15 protein-coding genes are annotated in these 19,682 nt (G+C 61.2%); 12 read left to right on the top strand and 3 right to left on the bottom strand.

What is annotated here, in order from left to right:
* The first annotated feature begins 16 nt into the window (after positions 1-16).
* Together fabI and PO860_RS02940 are read left to right on the top strand one after the other, a co-directional pair.
* Entirely contained in the window at positions 17-835 is an 819-nt protein-coding gene (fabI, locus tag PO860_RS02945) for an enoyl-ACP reductase FabI (protein WP_049736024.1), read from the top strand.
* Positions 836-859: 24 nt separating this feature from the next.
* Complete coding sequence (locus PO860_RS02940; RefSeq protein ID WP_275038111.1) at positions 860-1,450, top strand: histidine phosphatase family protein; 591 nt, start codon at positions 860-862, stop codon at positions 1,448-1,450.
* A 271-nt stretch (positions 1,451-1,721) separates the two neighbouring features.
* Here the strand turns inward: PO860_RS02940 and PO860_RS02935 are convergent, their stop codons facing one another.
* Positions 1,722-1,982: a DUF1344 domain-containing protein gene (locus PO860_RS02935; RefSeq protein WP_003569889.1), complete on the bottom strand. Its 261-nt coding sequence runs from the start codon at positions 1,980-1,982 to the stop codon at positions 1,722-1,724.
* Between the two features lie 253 nt (positions 1,983-2,235).
* Here PO860_RS02935 and PO860_RS02930 point away from each other — a divergent pair, with 253 nt between their 5' ends.
* The 3 genes from PO860_RS02930 to ribB all read left to right on the top strand — a co-directional run bounded on the left by PO860_RS02930 (position 2,236) and on the right by ribB (position 7,811).
* Positions 2,236-5,415 (top strand): bifunctional diguanylate cyclase/phosphodiesterase, encoded by a 3,180-nt coding sequence (locus PO860_RS02930; protein WP_275038110.1) that lies wholly within the window; start codon positions 2,236-2,238, stop codon positions 5,413-5,415.
* A gap of 184 nt (positions 5,416-5,599) precedes the next feature.
* The gene (gene aroC, locus PO860_RS02925; protein ID WP_183605925.1) at positions 5,600-6,697 is read left to right on the top strand and encodes a chorismate synthase; all 1,098 of its coding nucleotides are present in this window, start codon (positions 5,600-5,602) and stop codon (positions 6,695-6,697) included.
* 10 nt (positions 6,698-6,707) lie between these two features.
* Positions 6,708-7,811 (top strand): 3,4-dihydroxy-2-butanone-4-phosphate synthase, encoded by a 1,104-nt coding sequence (gene ribB, locus PO860_RS02920; protein WP_272783063.1) that lies wholly within the window; start codon positions 6,708-6,710, stop codon positions 7,809-7,811.
* Positions 7,812-7,994: 183 nt separating this feature from the next.
* On the opposite strand, the gene PO860_RS02915 is transcribed toward ribB, so the two are convergent.
* Entirely contained in the window at positions 7,995-9,185 is a 1,191-nt protein-coding gene (locus tag PO860_RS02915; RefSeq protein WP_275038109.1) for a winged helix-turn-helix domain-containing protein, read from the bottom strand.
* Between the two features lie 332 nt (positions 9,186-9,517).
* Between PO860_RS02915 and PO860_RS02910 the strand changes: the two genes are divergently transcribed.
* The 7 genes from PO860_RS02910 (at position 9,518) to PO860_RS02880 (ending at position 17,473) form a co-directional block, all read left to right on the top strand.
* Complete coding sequence (locus PO860_RS02910) at positions 9,518-10,192, top strand: energy-coupling factor ABC transporter ATP-binding protein (protein ID WP_275038353.1); 675 nt, start codon at positions 9,518-9,520, stop codon at positions 10,190-10,192.
* Positions 10,192-10,800: an energy-coupling factor transporter transmembrane component T family protein gene (locus PO860_RS02905; protein ID WP_275038108.1), complete on the top strand. Its 609-nt coding sequence runs from the start codon at positions 10,192-10,194 to the stop codon at positions 10,798-10,800. Before PO860_RS02910 ends, PO860_RS02905 begins: the two co-directional genes overlap by 1 nt.
* A 24-nt stretch (positions 10,801-10,824) precedes the next feature.
* Positions 10,825-11,388 carry a biotin transporter BioY gene (locus PO860_RS02900; protein ID WP_273880356.1) on the top strand — a complete coding sequence of 188 codons (564 nt, stop codon included), beginning with the start codon at positions 10,825-10,827 and terminating at the stop codon, positions 11,386-11,388.
* A gap of 479 nt (positions 11,389-11,867) precedes the next feature.
* On the top strand, positions 11,868-15,002 hold the full coding sequence (locus PO860_RS02895) for a chemotaxis protein CheB (protein ID WP_275038107.1): 3,135 nt from the start codon (positions 11,868-11,870) through the stop codon (positions 15,000-15,002).
* A 47-nt stretch (positions 15,003-15,049) separates the two neighbouring features.
* Positions 15,050-15,385 carry a response regulator gene (locus tag PO860_RS02890; protein WP_275038106.1) on the top strand — a complete coding sequence of 112 codons (336 nt, stop codon included), beginning with the start codon at positions 15,050-15,052 and terminating at the stop codon, positions 15,383-15,385.
* A gap of 160 nt (positions 15,386-15,545) precedes the next feature.
* A complete protein-coding gene (locus tag PO860_RS02885; RefSeq protein ID WP_275038105.1) occupies positions 15,546-16,337 on the top strand; it encodes an alpha/beta fold hydrolase in 792 nt (263 codons plus the stop codon).
* Complete coding sequence (locus PO860_RS02880) at positions 16,334-17,473, top strand: PAS domain-containing sensor histidine kinase (protein ID WP_275038104.1); 1,140 nt, start codon at positions 16,334-16,336, stop codon at positions 17,471-17,473. The genes PO860_RS02885 and PO860_RS02880 overlap by 4 nt, the downstream gene beginning before the upstream one ends.
* Positions 17,474-18,008: 535 nt before the next feature.
* Here the strand turns inward: PO860_RS02880 and metG are convergent.
* Entirely contained in the window at positions 18,009-19,553 is a 1,545-nt protein-coding gene (gene metG / locus PO860_RS02875) for a methionine--tRNA ligase (RefSeq protein WP_275038352.1), read from the bottom strand.
* Positions 19,554-19,682 lie beyond the last annotated feature (129 nt).

Here is a 19,682-nt window from a genome sequence, read left to right as displayed (position 1 = left end):
TCCTAGGGAGCGAAATATGGCTCAAGCATCCGGCCTCATGGCAGGCAAACGCGGCGTCATCATGGGTGTCGCCAACAATCGTTCGATTGCGTGGGGTATTGCCAAGGCCATTCATGCGCAGGGCGGCGAAGTCGCGCTCACCTATCAGGGCGATGCGCTGAAGAAGCGCGTCGAGCCGCTCGCCGCCGAAATCGGCGCGACACTCGTCGGCCACTGTGACGTCGCCGACGAAGCCACCATCGACGAGGTTTTCGCCAACGTCGAAAAGCTGTGGGGCAAGATCGATTTCCTCGTGCACGCGATCGGCTTCTCCGACAAGGACGAGCTGACCGGACGCTATGTCGACACCTCGGCCGACAATTTCGCCAAGACGATGCAGATCTCCGTCTATTCCTTCACCTCGGTCGCACGCCGCGCCGAGAAACTGATGACGGATGGCGGCGCCATGCTGACGCTGACCTATTACGGCGCCGAAAAGGTAATGCCGAACTATAACGTCATGGGCGTCGCCAAAGCCGCGCTCGAGGCAAGCGTCAAATATCTCGCCGTCGACCTCGGGCCGCAGAACATCCGCGTCAACGCCGTCTCGGCCGGGCCGATCAAGACGCTCGCCGCCTCCGGCATCGGCGATTTCCGCTACATTCTGAAGTGGAACGAATATAACGCGCCGCTGCGCCGCACCGTCACCATCGAGGAAGTCGGCGATGTCGGCCTCTATCTCCTGTCGGACCTCTCGCGTTCCGTCACCGGCGAAGTGCACCATGCCGACAGCGGCTATCATGTCATCGGCATGAAGGCGGTCGACGCGCCCGACATTTCCGTCGTCAAGGACTGATCCCCTTCATATGGATGCGAGACCGTGCTTATCTACGTGATCAGACACGGCCAGACCGCCTGGAATGCGGAGCGCCGCCTGCAGGGCCAGAAGGATATCCCGATGAATGCCACGGGCCTGGAACAAGCCCGGCAGAACGGCGTGGCACTTGCCGGGATTCTCGGCGACACGGTCGATGACTTCGATTTCGTCGCAAGCCCGCTCGGCCGCACCCGCGCGACGATGGAAATCATGCGCAGCGCGATGGGCCTGCCGCCGCTTGCCTATCGCACCGATCCGCGGCTGGTCGAGATTTCCTTCGGCGACTGGGAAGGCTCGACGCTGAAGGAGCTGAAGGCGACGCAGCGCGAGCGAGTGGCGGAACGCAACGCCTCGAAATGGGATTTCATCCCGCCCGGCGACGACGCGGAAAGCTACGAAATCCTCTCCTGGCGCACCGGCTTATGGCTGCAATCGGTCGATCGCCCGACGGTCTGCGTGACCCATGGCGGCGTCATCCGCACGTTTTTCCAGACGATATCAGACCTGCCGAAGAGCAGTGCCGCGGAAGGCGCAATCCCGCAGGACCGGATCGCCAGGATCGACACCGCTGAGCGGACGATCGTCTGGCTGTAGGCATCGCCAGCCCGCTCAGTTAGGTCGGGTTGGGGATAGGAGCGAGTTGTCGGCCCAGGAGATTGCCGAGACCTGCCCTCATCCGGCTGCCGCCACCTTCTCCCCGCTCGCGGGGCGAAGGGACCATGCCGCGACCTCTCCGTCCCATCTACGTCTCGTATGGCACGTCCCCTCGCCCCGTTTTTACGGGGGTCCGAAGGACGGGTCGAGACCAGCGGCTCGACCCCGGTCAGGTTAGGGTGAGGGGCAGCTGCCTCCTCCAGAGTCCTGACTACTTGACGATATCGAGATCGTTGATGACGCGCTTGCCGTCGACCTCGGTATAGAAGACGATCACCTTCACGCCGGCTTCGAGGCCGTCGAAATTGAATTCCTCAGGCGCCTGATAGGTTTTGCCGTCATCGAGCGTCAGCACGAGATTTGCTGTGTCGACCTTCTTGATCGTCGCCTCGACATCGGCGCTCTCGGCAAAACCGCTCATCGGTGAGAGGAAACTTGCTGTTGCCAAAAGCGTGGCGACGACGAAACGCATGGCGACAATCCTTTTGAAACGCTGCACGAGAGGCTGCACGGAAAAATGACTGGCCACAGATAAGCTCCTGAATATGGCGAAAATTGCCCGGAAGAATGGCTTTTCCCGCCCAATTGATGAATAGGATTTTAAATATAATCAAGATGCCGCGGTAACCCGGGTTTTCCCTTCCCGGGACTTTTCGGCATTGCCTGCGGGCAATCGTAAATTAACCCCCGCGCCCTACAGTTGCCCGGAATATGGGGGTATCATTTTGCTTTCCAGGCTGAGCGACAACAAGCAGTTACGGCGCGTGTTGAAGAATATCCGCGTCTCGTTTCTGGTTTCATCGTTCGTCGCCCTTGTCGTCATCCTGGTCGGCTTCGGCCTCGACCGGGCCAATACTGCGGCTTATGAGCGCGAACTTCATATCCGCACCGAAAGCGAGGCGAACCTCATTCGCGCCCGGGTCATGGCCGAGATCAACATGGACCTCAGCATCGTCCGCGACCTGACCAACCTGATCTCCGTCAGCGCGGCGAAGGGAGAGGAGATAGAGCGGCAGATCAACTGGCTGCTGATCCAGAATCCACCCTTCATCCATATCGCCGTCGCCCCCGATTTCATCGTCAGCAACGTCTACCCGCCGCAATCCGGCAATGAGCGGATCGGCCGCGACGTGCGCGAAGCGCTCTTTTCACGCCAGGCGATGACGCCCGCGGCCGGCGATCAGTCGGCGCGTTTCTATGGCCCGATCAGTATCGACGGCCGGGACGCCTTTGCCATATTCTTCCCGGTTTTCGTCAAGGAGAACGGCCAGCGGCGGGTCTGGGGGGCGGTCGAGCTCGTCATCGACCAGCCGATGTTCTACGAGGCGACGGGGCTGATGCCGGCGCGCGACCGCGAGAACCGGGAACGGTATCCGCATCTCGACCATCTTTCGATCGCCATCCGCGATATCGGCTCGCCGGCGAGGGCCGCGACGACGGCACCCTTCTTCGGGTCGTCCGATATCGACGGCAAGGATCCGATGCGTCAGAAGATCGGCTTTGCCGGCGGCAAGTGGGAGCTTTCCGTCGTCCCGAACAGCGGTTGGGACGCGATACCGGAAAACCGAACCGAGCTGCGCCTGATCGTCGGTGCCGCCGGCATCATCATCATCGTCCCGATCTTCTTCGCCACGCTCCTGCTCGGCGAACGCAACCGCAACATCACCGAGTTGGAGACGCGCGAGGCGAAACTCAAGGAACTGTCGCAACGGCTCGATCTGGCGCTGGAATCCTCGAATATCGGCATCTGGGAGCTGCAGGATCAGGATCATACGAGCAGCCTGCTCTGGGATGCGCGCGCCGCCGCCCTGCACGGCAAGCCGGCGCAGGAGACAAGCCGGGCGCTCGACGAATGGCTGGCGACGATCCTACCCGAGGACCGAGACATAGCCGAAGTGCACTTCTTCAGCTGCAGCATCGCCGGCGCGGCCTGTACGGCGCAATACCGCATCCTGCTTGCCGATGGCGGTATTCGCCATCTCCGCTCAGTCGGCGCCTTGTATAAGGATGCCGCCGGCGTCAGCAAGACGATCGGCATCGTCTGGGACGTGACGACAGATGCGGAGACGACCGACACGCTGCGCAAGGCCAGGGACATGAGCGAGGTCAAGAATGCCGAGCTGGAGCTGGCGCTTGAAGAGCTTTCCAGCCGCGAGGCAGAGCTCGCCGAGCTGTCGAGCCGGCTCGACCTTGCGCTCGATTCCTATCAATGCGGCATTTGGGAAGCGCGGCTCGGCCGGGGCGGCTCGATCTGGAACGAGCGCATGCATGAGCTCTACGGGCTTGCCCCTCGCAACGGATTCATGACCGAGGAGATCTGGCTTGGCTGCATCCACCCCGAGGATCGGGCCTCGGCGCTCGAAAGCGCACGTTACTTCAAGAAGAACGGCGATACGCACACCCTCGTCTGCCGGGTGATGGCAAGCGACGGCCAGGTGCGCTATGTGCGCTCGGTCGGCAAGGTCCACCAGACGGGGACCGGCGAAATGAAGATCATGGGCATCGCCTTCGATGCCACCGAAGACGTGCTGATGACGATCCGGCTGAAGGCGGCCAAGGACGAGGCGGTCGCCAAGAATATCGAGCTCGAGCTTGCCAAGAACAGGATCGAACACAATTCGCTGCATGACCCGCTGACCGCACTCGCCAATCGCCGCAAGCTCGACATTGCGCTTGAAAATCTCACCCATGACGGCCGCCGGCAGCGGCAGAAATTCTCGATCCTGCACATCGACCTCGACCGCTTCAAGGAAATCAACGACACGCTCGGCCATGCCGCCGGCGACGCGATGCTGGTGCATGCCTCGAAAGTGCTCGCTAGGAACGTCCGCGGCAGCGATCTCGTTGCGCGCATCGGCGGCGATGAATTCGTCATCCTCGCGCTCGATGTCGGCGACAAGGAAATGGCGGAGCTTTCGACGCGGATCATCGAGGAGATGCGCCAGCCCATCGATTTTCAGGGTTTTTCCTGCCGCTGCGGCGTGTCGATCGGGGTGGCGCTTGCCAACGGTGCCCATGTCGATGCGCGCAAGGTGCTGATCAATGCCGATATCGCGCTTTACCGCGCCAAGAGCATGGGCCGCAACCGCTTCGAATTCTTCAATCACAATCTGCAGGCCGATATCATCAACACCAAGCGCACGGCAGACGAGATCCTTGCCGGCATCGACAATGGCGAATTCACCGCCTGGTATCAGCCGCAATTCTCGGCCCGCACGATGGAACTGACGGGCGTCGAGGCGCTGGTGCGCTGGAAGCATCCCTCCAAGGGGTTGCTCACCCCGGACAAGTTCCTGCGCATCGCCGACGAGATCAATGTCGTGCAGATGCTCGACCGCATCGTGCTGGAAACGGCGCTGCGCGACAAGATGCGCTGGACGGCGCGCGGTATTGCCGTGCCCAAGGTCTCGGTCAATGTCTCGGCGCGGCGGCTGCATGACGGCAGCCTGCTGGAATCGCTCGCCGATCTGCATATCCGTCCCGGCGAACTCTCCTTCGAACTGGTGGAATCGATCTTCCTCGACGAGAGTGAGGACGTCGTCTCGCACAATCTCGAGCGCATCAAGGCGCTCGGCATCGATATCGAGATCGACGATTTCGGCACCGGCCATACCTCGATCGTCAGCCTGCTGAAGCTGAAGCCGAAGCGGCTGAAGATCGACCGTCAGCTGGTGCAGCCGATCGTCAGTGCCACGCAGGAGCGGGCGCTGGTCAGCTCGATCATCGAAATCGCCCGCTCGCTCGGTGTCGAGACGGTGGCCGAAGGGGTGGAGACGGCAGCGCATGCCGAATTGCTGCGCGATCTCGGCTGCGATATCCTGCAGGGCTATGCCTTCTCGCGGCCGCTGTCCTTCGACGATTTCACCGCGGAAGCAACCGGAACGAGGTGGCGGCTCGCCTCATGACCGCCGCCTTCCGACGGCGGGACGCCGGAAGGCATCGTCATCCGGAAACAGCATTTCCGCACCTGCCGGTTTGACGCAAAGAAAGGCTTTTGCCTCGGCGGTTTTTTGGCCTATGAGTGTCGCGCCTTTTCAAGCAATGGCGCGGCCGGCGGCGACCGGCCTTGGCGCGCCACCGTGGGAACACATGTCGCACAATACATTCGGTCACCTCTTCCGCGTAACCACCTGGGGCGAAAGCCATGGGCCGGCGCTCGGCTGCGTCGTCGACGGCTGCCCTCCGGGGCTGCGCTTCACGCTTGCCGACCTGCAGGTCTGGCTCGACAAGCGCAAGCCCGGGCAATCCCGTTTCGTCACGCAGCGGCGCGAGGAGGATCTGGTGAAGGTGCTCTCCGGCGTCATGCTGGACGCCGACGGCGAGACGATGACGACTACGGGCACGCCGATCTCCATGCTGATCGAAAACACCGACCAGCGTTCCAAGGATTACGGCGAGATCGCAAGGCAATACCGCCCCGGCCATGCCGACTATACCTATGACCTCAAATACGGCATTCGCGATTATCGCGGCGGCGGCCGCTCGTCGGCGCGCGAGACCGCCGCACGCGTTGCGGCCGGCGGCATCGCCCGTCTGGTCGTGCCTGGCGTCACCGTGCGCGGCGCGCTGGTGCAGATCGGCAAGCACAAGATCGACCGCCGCAACTGGGATTGGGACCAGGTCGGACAGAACCCGTTCTTCTCCCCCGATGCGGCGATCGTGCCGGTCTGGGAGGAATATCTCGACGGCATCCGCAAGACCGGCTCGTCGATCGGCGCCGTCATCGAAGTGATCGCCGAAGGCGTGCCGGCCGGTCTCGGTGCGCCGATCTATGCCAAGCTCGACCAGGATATCGCCTCGCTGCTGATGTCGATCAACGCCGTCAAGGGCGTGGAGATCGGCAATGGTTTTGCCGCCGCCGAAACCTCGGGCGAAGACAATGCCGACGAGATGCGCATGGGCAATGACGGCGTGCCGATCTTCCTTTCCAACAATGCCGGCGGTATTCTCGGCGGTATCTCCACCGGCCAGCCGGTGGTGGCGCGTTTCGCCGTCAAGCCGACCTCGTCGATCCTGACCGAGCGCCAGTCGATCGATGCCGACGGCAAGAATGTCGACATCCGCACCAAGGGCCGGCACGACCCCTGCGTCGGCATCCGCGCCGTGCCGATCGGCGAGGCGATGGTCGCCTGCGCCATCGCCGACCATTATCTTCGCGACCGCGGCCAGACCGGCCGTCTGAAATAGGAGCGCCCTCATGTCTTATGATCAGAAGCGCGTCGTCGACGCCATCAGGGCCTTCGAGGCCGGCGAGATCGTCGTCGTCATGGACGACAATGACCGCGAAAACGAAGGCGACCTGATCGTCGCCGCCGTCCATACGACGCCGGAGAAGATGGCCTTCATCGTGCGCCACACCTCCGGCATCGTCTGCGCGCCGATGCCGAAGGAAGAGGCCAAGCGCCTCAACCTCAACGCCATGGTGGCGGAAAACGATTCTGCCCATACGACTGCTTTCACCGTCTCGGTCGATTTCAAGCACGGCACGACCACCGGCATCTCCGCCGACGACCGGACGCTGACGGTGCGCAACCTTGCCAATCCGAATGTCGGTGCCGCCGATTTCGTCCGTCCCGGCCACATCTTTCCGCTGGTCTCCCGCGAAGGCGGCGTGCTGATGCGCTCCGGCCATACCGAAGCGGCCGTCGACCTCTGCAAGCTTGCCGGCCTGCCGCCGATCGGCGTCATCTCCGAACTCGTCAACGATGACGGCACCGTCACGCGCGGCCCGCAGGTGGTCGACTTCGCCGAGCAGCACGGGCTGAAGCTCGTCTCCGTCGCCGATCTCATCGCCTATCGCCAGCGCAAGGAAACGCTGATCGAACTCGGCACCAGCTTCGACGTCGACACGCCGTTCGGCAAGGCCAAGGCCCATACCTATTCCCTGCCCTGGGACCCGATGCAGCATCTCGCCGTCGTCTTCGGCGACATCCGCGACGGCGTCGACATCCCGGTGCGCCTGCATCCGGAAAATGTCGCCGAGGATCTCTTCGGCAAGAACAGCCCGGTCGATTTCTACATGCAGAAAATTGCCGAGGAAGGCCGCGGCGTCATCGTCTATCTGCGTGAGGGCTCGGTCGGCGTCGGCCACACCGACAATGGCCGCAAGGCCCGCAACCAGGGCCGCGAAGCCCATGCCGAAGCCCAGACCCGCGACAGCGAATGGCTGGAAATCGGCCTCGGCGCCCAGATCCTCAGGGATCTCGGCGTCAGCTCGATCAAACTGCTGACCAGCCGCGAACGCCACTATGTCGGCCTGGAAGGTTTTGGGATCAAGATCAGCAAGACAGAGATTTGCTGAACGGGCGTGGGCTCGGACCCTCGCCATCCCTCATTCCTGTGCTTGTCACAGGAATCCAGCCACGGCGCGTCCGCGCCGTGAATGACTCATTTGCTTCTACGAATAGAGTTTCCCGCACCCAAGGACTTGGGTGCGCTGGATCCCTGTGACAAGCACAGGGATGAGGGAGTGAGGGTAGTTCGACTACCCTCTCCACCCGTCGAGCAGCTCCACCTTATCCACCCCCGCAAACCGCGCCACCCGATCCAGCTCCGCCTCCAGCCTCTCCAACCGTCCGGCCGACGGCTTGACGCCCGGTTCCAGCCAGAGCCGTTTGACATCGAGCGTCGATTTCTTCCGATCCGCCTTCATGTCGATGCGGCCGATCAGCCGGTCGCCTTCGAGCAGCGGGAAGACATAGTAGCCATATTCGCGCTTCGGCTCGGGCACGAAAATCTCGATGCGGTAGAAAAAGCCGAACAGGCGTTCGGCGCGGTTGCGGTCGCGGATCATCGGGTCGAAGGGGCTGAGCACGCGGATGCGCGGCGGCGCGCCGGGGTAATCGTCGAGGGTGGAGAGGAAATCGGCAAAGGCCCAGGACGGCCGCGGCTTGGCCCCGAGCGCCGGTTCGATCAGCACTTCGATCAGCTCGTCGCGATGGGCCGAGACCCAGGCCTTGGCCTCATCGGGCGAGACCAGGTTCCAGAAGGCCGATATTTCGCCATGGGTGGCAAAGCCGAGGCGGGCGAGCGCGCTGCGGCAGGCCCAATCGACGAATTCCTCGCGGCTCACCTCCGGCTCGCGGAATTCGGCCGGGATGACACGTTCCGCCAGGTCATAGATCTTCTGGAAATTGGAGCGGCCGGCGATGGCGAACTTGCCGGTGTGCCAGAAATATTCGAGCGCCGTTTTGTTCGGATGCCAGTTCCACCAGCCGCCGGAGACGTGGCCGTCGGCCTTGATGTCGCGCGCCAGGATCGCGCCGTCGCGCTCAACGCGCTCATAGGTCTCCGCGAAAGCCGCCTCGAAGCCCTCGCCGCGCCATTTGCGCCAGCGTTCGACGATCACCTTCTCCTGATGGCGGAACTTGTGTTTCCAATAGACGAAGAAGGCGCTCGGCAGAATGGAGGCGTCATGCGTCCAGTGCTCGAACAGCGCGCCGTCCTTTTCGAGGAGCGCGGTGAGATGCTCGCGCCTGTAGGTCTGGTTGCGGGAAAACAGGATCTGGTGATGCGCTCGCTCCACCGTCTGGATGCTGTCCACCTGGACGAAACCCAGCTCATGGATGAGCTGCAGCAGGCCGGCCTTGGTCAAGGCGCGGTTCGGTGGAGCGCTGAGGCCCTGCTTGGCAAGAAAGACACGGCGGGCGTCGGAATTGGAAAGCAGATTCGTCATGGCGACATCATAATCCGGAAAATCTTCCTAGCCACCCGATATCGTGATCGGATATCGACAGCGAGATTTGCGCTTTGTAGAAGCAGTGCTGTCAGGTTGGCGCCGAGCGGCTGCCCCTCACCCTAACCCTCTCCCCGTAAAAACGGGGAGAGGGGACGTGCCTTGCGAGAGGTTGGCGGGGGAACGGAGAGGTTGCGGCATAGTCCCTTCGCCCCGTTTACGGGGGTCCGAAGGACGGGTCGAGACACGTGGCTCGACCCCGGTTGGTGGCGGCAGCCGGATGAGGGGCCGGCATCGGCAATCTCCTCCGATGAAAAATGCGAGGGATGGGTTTGGATATTCGTTTCGAAGGTGCCGGGGTCAGTTTCGGGGCGCGGGTGGCGCTGCAGCCGCTGACGCTCGGCATCCGTGGGAAACGCATCGGCGTCATCGGGCTGAACGGTTCGGGCAAGACGACGTTCGCCCGGCTGATCAACGGATTGACCAAACCGTCGGTCGGCCGCGTCAGCGTCAACGGCCGCGATACGAGCGATGAAAAAGCTGCTATGGCCGATGTCGGTTTCATCTTCCAATCGCCGCAGAACCAGATCATCCTGCCGATCGTCAGGGACGACATCGCCTTCGGGCTGAAGCGGCGCGGCTTCACCAAGCCGGAGATCGAGGCGAAGGTCGAGGGCGTGCTGGCCCGTTTCGGCGCTGAGGCGCTCGCCGATCGCCGGGCGCATGAGCTTTCCGGCGGAGAGCTGCAGGTGGCCGCCCTCTGCTCGGTGCTGGCGACGGGGCCAGGCATTCTGATCCTCGACGAACCCACAAACCAGCTCGATCTCAAGAACCGGGCGCTGGTCGAGAAGATTATCGCCGGACTTGACGAAAGCGCCATCATCATCACCCATGATCTGGACCTGATTGCCGATTTTGAGCGGGTGCTGCTGTTTCATGAAGGGCGGCTTGCGGCGGATGCGCCGGCTGCCGAGGCGATCGCCCGCTACAAGGAGATCGCCGCCTGATGCAGTCGCTCTATGTCGAAGGCAATAGCGTGATGCACCGGCTTTCGCCGCGGCTGAAGCTGTTGTCGCTGACCGCCTTCGGCGTCCTCCTGTTCATCAGCGGGAATCTCGTCCTGCTTTCGATCGCGGTGCTGCTGACGGCCGTTCTCTACAGCATGGTCGGCATGCCGCTTGCCGATGCCCTCGGGCGGCTGCGGCCGATCTTTCTGACGATTGCGATCGTGGCGCTCTTCAACCTCATCTTCAACCCCTGGCAGCAGGCGCTCGTGCCGCTGCTGCGGCTGACGGCGCTGATGCTGCTCGCCGCCACCGTGACGGCGACGACCTCGATCACCGAGTTCATCGACGAGGTGACCGCACTTGCCCGCCCGCTCGAACGCATAGGCTGGGTGCAGGCCGACGATATCGGCCTGGCGCTTGGGCTGGTGGTGCGTTTCGTACCTGAGATCGTCGGCCGTTATCAGGCGATTCGCGAGGCGCACAGGGCCCGCGGGCTGAAGGTCCGGCCAATAACGCTGCTTGCACCGCTGATCATCCTGACGCTCAGGGATGCGGATAATATTGCCGCGGCGATTGACGCGCGCGGCATTCGGCGGCATGTGAGTTAAAGATTAATAAACACGGAATTGATGATGAGCACTCGCGATCTCGTTCTTACCGCCCTCTTTGCCGCGATCATCGTGGCGCTCGGCCTGCTGCCGCCGATTTACCTCGGCTTCATTCCGGTGCCGATCACCGCGCAATCGCTCGGTGTCATGATGGCCGGCGTCGTGCTCGGCGCGCGGCGCGGCGCGATTGCCGTGCTGATCGTGCTGGTGCTGGTCGCCATCGGTCTTCCGGTGCTTTCCGGCGGCCGCGGCGGGCTTGCCATCTTCGCGTCGCCGACGGCGGGCTTCCTGATCGGCTGGATCTTTGCCGCCTTCGTCACTGGCTATCTCAGCGAGCGGCTGATCAACGATCGGCAATCCGGCCTGGTGCAGACGGTGAGCTTCTTCCTCACCGCCATGGCCGGCGGCATCGTCGTGCTCTACGCCTTCGGCATCACCTATCTCGCCACCGTCGCCGGCCTGGGCTTCACGAAAGCCTTCGTCGGCTCCATGGTCTTCATTCCCGGCGACGTGATCAAGGCCTTCGTCGCAGCCCTGCTCGGGCGCGCCGTCATGGTCGGCTATCCCCTGCTGCCGATGCGCGCGTAGAGCATCAAGCCCGATCCTATCAAGTAAACGCCCCGATGGCCGCCGAAGGCGGCCATCGGGAATTTGCCGGGCCTGATGACCTTGCTCAATGCGGAGCCATGGTCGTTGAGCGATGGGGCGCCTCCTGAGGATACTGTGCCGAGAAGCGGCACCCCGATCAGCCCCAGGCGCGCCCCTGATCCCCGGATGCAATTCATGGCGCAGGCACGTGGCCGGCCTTCACTTGTCCGCAACTAGTTCTATATCATCACGAGTTCTCATGCGAGTGCAGTCCCACCATCTGCACGGTGCTGCTTTAACCCGCAAACCGAACTCGATTGCTTAGCAGCGTCGTCTCAATATCAGGTTCAATACCAAGAGGGCTGCCGAATTTCGAAGGTCAGAAGAGCAAAAATGGCCTGGCGGACGCCAAGTCGCAACGGCCTTTACACGGGAAAGCCAGTCGCTCCGCGGGGCATTCGCATGGAGGCGATATAGACGTGAACGTGGCAGCAAAACCGTTAATTGTCGGAATCGGAGCTTCCGCTGGTGGCCTCGAAGCGTTCAAGGCTTTCTTCAGCCACATGCCGTCCGACAGTGGTATGGCGTTCGTGCTGGTCCAACACCTTGCTCCAGACCATAGGAGCATGCTGTCCGAGCTTCTCGGAAAAACAACGTCAATGCTGGTCACGGAAGCCGTAGACGGAATGACGGTTATCGCCAATCAGGTGTTCGTCATTCCGCCGAATGCTACGCTGACAATTGAAAGCGGCGTCTTGCGTCTAGAAGTGCCTGCACCTCCTCGTGAGCATCGCAGACCGATCGACACTTTCTTTTCCGCACTCGCTGACGACCAGGGCGAAAATGCAGTCTGCATCGTACTTGCTGGTACCGGAAGCGATGGTGCCCTGGGGCTGAGCGCGGTCAAAGAAAATGGCGGCCTTACCATGGCTCAAGCCGAGTTCGATCACTCCGCGAAGGGCGGTATGCCCCATAGCGCCGTGGCGACTGGATTCGTTGACGAGGTGTTGCGCGCTGAAGAAATGCCGGCGCGTCTCAAGTCCCATTTTCTGCACTTGCAGCATGTCGCGTCGCAAAAACACGCGGACGGAACCCGGCTGGATGCGACCGAGCATCTGCCAACGATCGCGAAGCTTCTGAGGGCCAAAGTCGGCCACGATTTCAGCAACTACAAAGAAAGAACTTTTACACGAAGAATTCAGCGCCGGATGCAGGTCCTTCAGGTCGACTCGGTCTCCGTCTACACCGCCCGCCTCAAGGATGAACCTCACGAACTGGACCTGCTTTTTCGTGAACTTCTTATCGGCGTTACGCAATTCTTCCGCGATCCGCAGTATTTTGAGTCACTACAGAATCTCGCCATCACCAAGATTCTGGACGGCAAGGCGGCCAATGACACGATCCGCGTGTGGGTGCCTGCTTCCGCCAGCGGCGAGGAAGCCTATTCCATCGCGATCCTCCTGAAAGAGGCAATTGACAGACGGGGCCTGCCGCTGAAGGTGCAGGTATTTGCCACCGACATTGATGAACGGGCGGTGACCTTTGGGAGAGCGGCCCGCTATTCCAATACTACCGGCCTTTCGCTCGAGCGACTCGGGCGCTGGTTTTCCGAAGACGGTGGCGAATTCTGCCCGATCAAGGAAATCCGCGACATGTGCATTTTTTCGGTGCAGAGCGTCGTCAAAGACCCACCGTTTTCGAAACTCGATTTGGTCTCCTGCCGCAACCTGCTGATTTACATGGACGCCGCATTGCAAGATCGCGTGCTCAAGACCTTTCATTATGCTCTGAAATCAGGTGGGCTCCTGTTCCTCGGGCCGTCCGAGGGCGTGACGCGGCAATCAAATTACTTTTCCAGTCTCGATAAAAAACATCGCATCTTCCAGCGCCGTGACGTGAATGCTGTAATCCCCGATCTTCGAAGGAGTGGAGCGGCGGTCGTCACGAATGCAGCGCTCGATGACGCCCGAGTGAATTACACCGGAGAAGATCGCATCGCCAGAAAAGCCCGCCATGCGATGGAGAAATACTCACCCGCCTATCTGGTTGTCGAAGGAAACGGTGACATAGTGCAATTCTCGGGTGGCGAAGCGGGCCGCTATCTCGAGCCATCCTCCGGTACCGCTAGCCTCAATCTTTTCGTTATCCTCCGAAAATCTCTTCGGCCGATTGTCCGTGCTGCCCTGAGGACAGCCATAGCAACGAAGGGGCCGGTGATTCAGGACGGCATTGGGCTGAGGATCGATGGCCGCAATCAGACCGTCACGGTCATCGTTGAGCCGATTCCAGCTACCGAACCTGGAATTTGCCTCGTTGTATTTCGTGACACCGGGCCGAGCGGGCATGCCACCACCGTCCCGGATGAGAGTTCCGATGATGACATCAGAGCCGTCGAACATGAGTTGCGAACGGTAAAGACGCAACTCCTGTCGACCATCGACGAATTGGAGGCGGCAAACGAGGAGTTGAAATCGGCGACCGAGGAGTATCAGTCGGTCAATGAAGAGCTTCAGTCATCGAATGAAGAGCTGGAAACGGCAAAGGAGGAAATGCAGTCGGTCAACGAGGAACTGCAGACGATCAACGCGGAGATGGCGGCCAAGAACGAAGCGCTTGCACGCGTGAATAGCGACATCAAGAATCTTCTCGACAGCACCGAGATTGCAACGCTGTTTTTGGACAACGAGTTACGCATCAAATCCTTTACACCGCGAATGACCGGAATCTTTCATTTGCGGGACGAGGACAGAGGGCGGCCGATCACGGATATCGTTACGCTGTTGGATTATCACGACCTGAGGCGCGATGTGATGGAGGTGGTGAGCGAACGCTCGATACTGGAACGCGAGGTTCATCTTACCTGCGAAAGCACGACTTTCATCTTGCGCATTCGCCCCTATAGGACAGTCGAGAATACAATTGATGGCGTCGTGTTGACGTTCGTGGATATCAGCGGCCGCAAGGAAACGGAACGCCACACCGCTCTCATCATGAACGAACTCGACCACCGCGTGAAAAATATTCTGGCGGTCGTTTCGTCTGTCGTTCGGCAGACTTTGAAATCCAGTGAAACACCGGCTGCCTTCGCGGCCAGCGTTGAAGGGCGTATAACCGCAATCGCCAACGCTCATAGCCTGTTGACCGTAGAGGGCGGGCGTAGCGAAGCATTCTTGCGAGACCTCGTCAGGCGCGAGCTTTCCCCTTACGACGAACGCGGAATGAATATTAACGTGGGGGGCCCCGAGGTTACGCTTACCCCAAGAGCGGGGCTGACATTGGCGTTGGCCATTCACGAACTTGCCAGCAACGCGTCCAAATACGGGGCACTTTCCGTCGATTCCGGTCATCTCTCGGCTACATGGAGTGTTGACGGGAATGCGACCAATCCGAAACTGATCTTCGTCTGGGCGGAAACAGGTGGTCCGAGCGTAGGCCTGCCCACGCGGAGCGGGTTTGGCACCAAGTTGATCGACCGCACGGTGAGCCATGATCTGGATGGCGAAGTGAAGCGGGAGTTTCTACCCTCTGGTGTGCATTGTACCATCGAAATTCCTCTGACCAGTGAAATCGGTCACCTCGCCCTCAACCGGGACGGCCAGAGGGTCGGAAAATGAACTCTGAAACAATCAGCTTCCGGCTCCTCGTCGTCGAAGACGAACTGTTGATCGCGATCGAACTGGAAGACGTTCTCAGGGCGCTTGGATGCACGGTCATCGGACCCGTTGCCAAGCTTGTCGATGCGATTGAACTCGCCCGCACCGAGAGCCTGGACGCAGCGATCTTGGATGTGACCATTCGTGGAGGACAGGTCTTCCCCGTTGCCGAAATACTGCTGGAACGCGACATTCCTTTCGTTTTCGCCAGCGGCTATGGTGATTGGGCCTTGCCCGAAAACATGCGCGACAGGCCACGCCTGACGAAGCCGTTTACGACCGTCGAACTAGAAGAACAGATTAAGCTGCTCTGCGCCCAAGCGATGAAGCGAAAAATGCGTTGACGCGAAGGCTCGCGCACCACCCAGCCTCTACGCGCCCGTCCGAGATGGATGACCTCGATGCCGCGCTGCGGCAGGACGCGACCATCGAAGCCGTTGCCTGGATGATCTTTCCCGTTCCAAAACAGGCGGAACACGCTGCGAAAGCAGGGAAGAAGACGAGATGACCGTCATCGATCGAAATCATGTTCAAGTCCGCGGCGACGGCCAGCGTGCGATGATCTTTTCGCATGGATTCGGATGCGACCAGAATATGTGGCGCTTCGTGGCGCCGGCTTTTGAAGGCGATTTCAAGACAGTGCTGTTCGATCACGTCGGCGCCGGGGGATCCGATCTCACGGCTTATGATGCCCGAAAATATTCTTCCCTGTCCGGTTATGCGGATGACCTCGTGGAAATTTGCCGCGCGCTCGGCCTGACGCAAACGGTCTTCGTCGGGCATTCCGTCAGCGCGATGATCGGCGTCATCGCCTCGCTGCTGGCACCCGACCTGTTTGAAAGCCTGATCCTTGTCGGGCCGTCACCGCGCTATATCAACGTCGGCGACTATATCGGCGGTTTCAGCGCGGCTGAGATAGACGAACTGCTGACATCGTTGGACGACAATCACATGGGGTGGTCTGCCGCCATGGCGCCCGCCATCATGGGCAATCCGGATCGACCGGAACTCGGCGAGGAGCTGACCAACAGTTTCTGCCGCACCGCTCCCGAGATCGCCAAGGCCTTCGCACGGGTGACCTTCACGTCGGACAATCGCAGCGACCTCCAGCGCGTCACTACGAGAACGCTGATCCTTCAATGCCGCGATGATATCATCGCCTCCGAAGAGGTCGGCGAATTCGTCCATCGGCAGGTGCCGAATAGTCAATTGGTCGTGCTGGACGCGAGTGGCCACTGCCCCAACCTCAGCGCCCCCGACGAGGTCGTCGCGGCAATCCGGCGGTTCGTCCGATGACCGGTGCCGACACGCAAAGCGCGATGCCGGCTGAGGACCTCGAGGACTTGTACGAAAACGCGCCCTGCGGCTATCTTTCGCTGCAGCCCGACGGGCGCATCGTCAAGGTGAACCGAACGCTTTCGACCTGGATCGGCATCCCAGCCGAACACCTCCTCGGCAAACGGCTTCACGACCTGCTCAACACCTCGGGCCGTATCTTCTACGAAACCCATTTTGCGCCTCTGCTGCGCATGCAGGTTTTTTTCAACGAGGTCGCCCTCGATCTCGTGACGGTGGACGGCAGAACGCTGCCGGTGCTCGCCAATGCAATGGAAAGACGGGCGGAAGACGGTGCCCTGCTTTTCACCCGTGTGACGATGTTCCAGGCCGCCGAGCGTCGCCGTTATGAGCGCGAGCTGGTCGACGCGCGCGCAGCCGCAGACGCTGCCGGTGCCATCGTCAAATCCCAGCTCGACCTCGAACAGGAAACTGCCGAATTGCGGGAGCAGTTCATCGCTGTCCTCGGCCATGACCTGCGCAACCCGCTCGCCTCGATTGCAGCTGCGACGCGCATGCTGCGGAAGGAAGAACAGACCGATCGTTCGATAAAAGTTCTCGATTTGATGCAAGGCAGCGTCGTCCGCATGTCCGGCCTGATCGACAACGTCCTCGACTTCGCCCGCGGACGATTGGGCGGCGGCATCACCCTCGAGAGGAGAGCAGAACATCTCGAACCAATCTTGCGACAGGTCATCGGAGAACGCCGCTCCAGTCATCTCGACCGCGCGATTGAGGTGAGCATCGAATTCGACGGGCCGATAAATTGCGACGGCGGCCGGATCGGTCAACTGGTATCCAATCTCCTGGGAAATGCCCTGACCCATGGGACGCCGGACGAGCCGGTACGGTTCTCCGCGACGACTTGCGAGGGAAGACTGGAGCTTTGGATCGCCAATGGCGGCGCTCCGATTTCCAGCGATGCGATGACGCGGCTTTTTCAGCCTTTCTTCAAAGGCGAAGCCGGGACAAGCCAAAGAGGATTGGGGCTGGGCTTGCACATCGCCTCGGAAATCGCCCGCGCCCATGGCGGGACGATCACGGTCAGTTCCGATGATAACGAGACGCGTTTCACCTTTGTAATGCCGTTGGATTGATAAGGGCGCTGCCGGCCGGCGTGAGCGGCTATTCGTTGCTGTCGGTGCGCGCCTGGCGCAGAAGCCGGTCGCCGTCACCGCGCGGAATCCGGGCAACAAAAAACCGCCTTGAGGCGGTCGGGCATTCTATCGATTTCAGTTTGATTTAGTCTCCTCCTCCACCATCTCCGCCACCGCCATCACAGCCGCCGTCGCCTGAGGCGTCGAACCAGCCTCCCCCTCCATCGCCAGAGCCTCCCGAATTGCCCCACCTGCCCTTGGTGTTTGCGGTGGTCTGGGTGATCGGGCCTCTTTCTGCCCTTGCGATCAGCGCAAAGATGAGTGCGAAGCCTCCAGCGAGCGCGGTAACCACAAGAAATGTCTCCAATCAGTATCCTTTCGTTGTTTCAGGAAATTTCGTTTGCTGACTAAAATAGTAGATTATTTTCCCACTCCCGGAAATAGCCTGAATATGAAACTTTCATGACACTCTGGATCACGTCAAAACTCTGCGCGGCCTAAGCTGCAGCGCAGAGCATCTCACGCTGGTTCCCCTTCAAGCCGCCGCTCTTCGGGGAAAGAGCACGGCTTGCGAAGCGGCTTTGATCCCACCCACGATCAAGCGGTCCCGATAGAGGCGAGGAGACGGTATTCCCAGCCTGGCATGCAGCTTTGCGGCCGAGCCCGGCAGGAACGGCAGCAGGCAGCGGGCAATGATTGCAAGGCCGTAGACCTGCTCGGCCAGGCAAGCGCCGAGACGTTCAGCAGTCGCCTTCCGGTCCTCCGGCGTGAGATCATCAAGCAGCGCCTTCGCATCCGCCCACGGCGCGCATCTTGTAAACCGCCGGTTCGCCGCGCCGACAAACTCGAATATATCCGCGAGGCCGACATGGAGCTCATAGGCATCGAAGGCCTGCGCCACCGTCCCCGGAAGGCGGCCAGCCTCCTGCACGAAATCGCTGTCCGGCACCGGCGGGACGATCCCGTCGAACGACGCCGAGAGAAGCGAAAGCACCCGGTTGGCGAGATTGCCGAGCTGGCCCGCAAGCTCTCCCGACCAGGCGGCTTCGAGACGCTCGGCCGAGAAGTCGCCATCGTCGCCTGAGCGTATATGCCGAAGGAGGTAATATCGCAGCGCGTCGGGCGTTCCGTAGGCGTCGATGATGCCTTCCGGATCGATGCCATTGCCGGCGGACTTGCCGATCTTCCGGCCGTCCACCGTGACGTAGCCGTGCACGAGGATCGACGATGGCGGCGGCAGGCCGGCGGACAGCAGGATGGCCGGCCAGTAGATGGTGTGGAATTTGGAAATGCCCTTGCCGACGACGTGGATGCGTTCTCCGCCGTGCCAATAATGCTGCAGGAGCGCCGGATCGGACCCGTGCCCCAGGCCAGCGAGATAGTTCGCCAGGGCATCGAACCAGACGTAGACGACCTCATCCCCTTCGGGGACCGGAACACCCCATCCTCGTGCCCGTTCGGCGCTACGCGACACGCTGATGTCGGTCAGCCCGCGCCGCAGCAGGGCAAGGACCTCGTTGCGCCGATGGGCTGGAACGATCCGAAGCTTGCCGGTCTCGACGAGCTCAAGCAGCCGGTCGCCGTATCGCGAGAGCCGGAAGAACCAATTCTCCTCGCGGATGGTCTCAAGCGGAATGCCGTGTTCCGGGCAGCGCCCGTCATTGAGTTCCGACGGCTCGTAAAATTGTTCGCAGCCGACGCAATAGAGGCCCTCATATGCTTTTCGATAGAGGTCGCCATTGTCAGCGCAGGCCCGCCACAAGGCATGGACGCAGGCGACATGCCTGGGATCGCGGGAGGTGCGGACGAATTCCTCGTTGGAGATATCGAGCCGACGGCCAAGGCGCTCGAACCTGTCTGCGTTGGCATTGACGAAGTCCCTCACCTGTTGCCCCGCGGCTTCCGCCGACCTGACGTTCTTCAGGCTGTTGTCGTCGGTTCCGCACTGGAACCTGATGTCGTGGCCGAGAAGCCTGAGATGACGGGCGTAGGCATCGGCCTGGACGAGTTCGAGGGCGAAGCCCACATGCGGCGCGGCATTGACATAGGGAATCGAGGTGGTGATGTAGATCTTGTTCATCGGCGTTTCCTTGTCGAAGGCTGTTGTTGCCGGCGAGACGGATCGACCCATGAAAAGACCGCCTCGAGGGCGGTCGCTGGTGCATTATGGACGCACGAAACCCGCCACGCTATGAGCGCGGCATCATCA

Source organism: Rhizobium binxianense (assembly GCF_028994275.1).
GTDB classification, from domain to species: domain Bacteria; phylum Pseudomonadota; class Alphaproteobacteria; order Rhizobiales; family Rhizobiaceae; genus Rhizobium; species Rhizobium binxianense.
The sequence above is the reverse complement of the archived record's forward strand: the minus strand, read 5'-3'. Positions and strand labels throughout refer to the sequence as shown.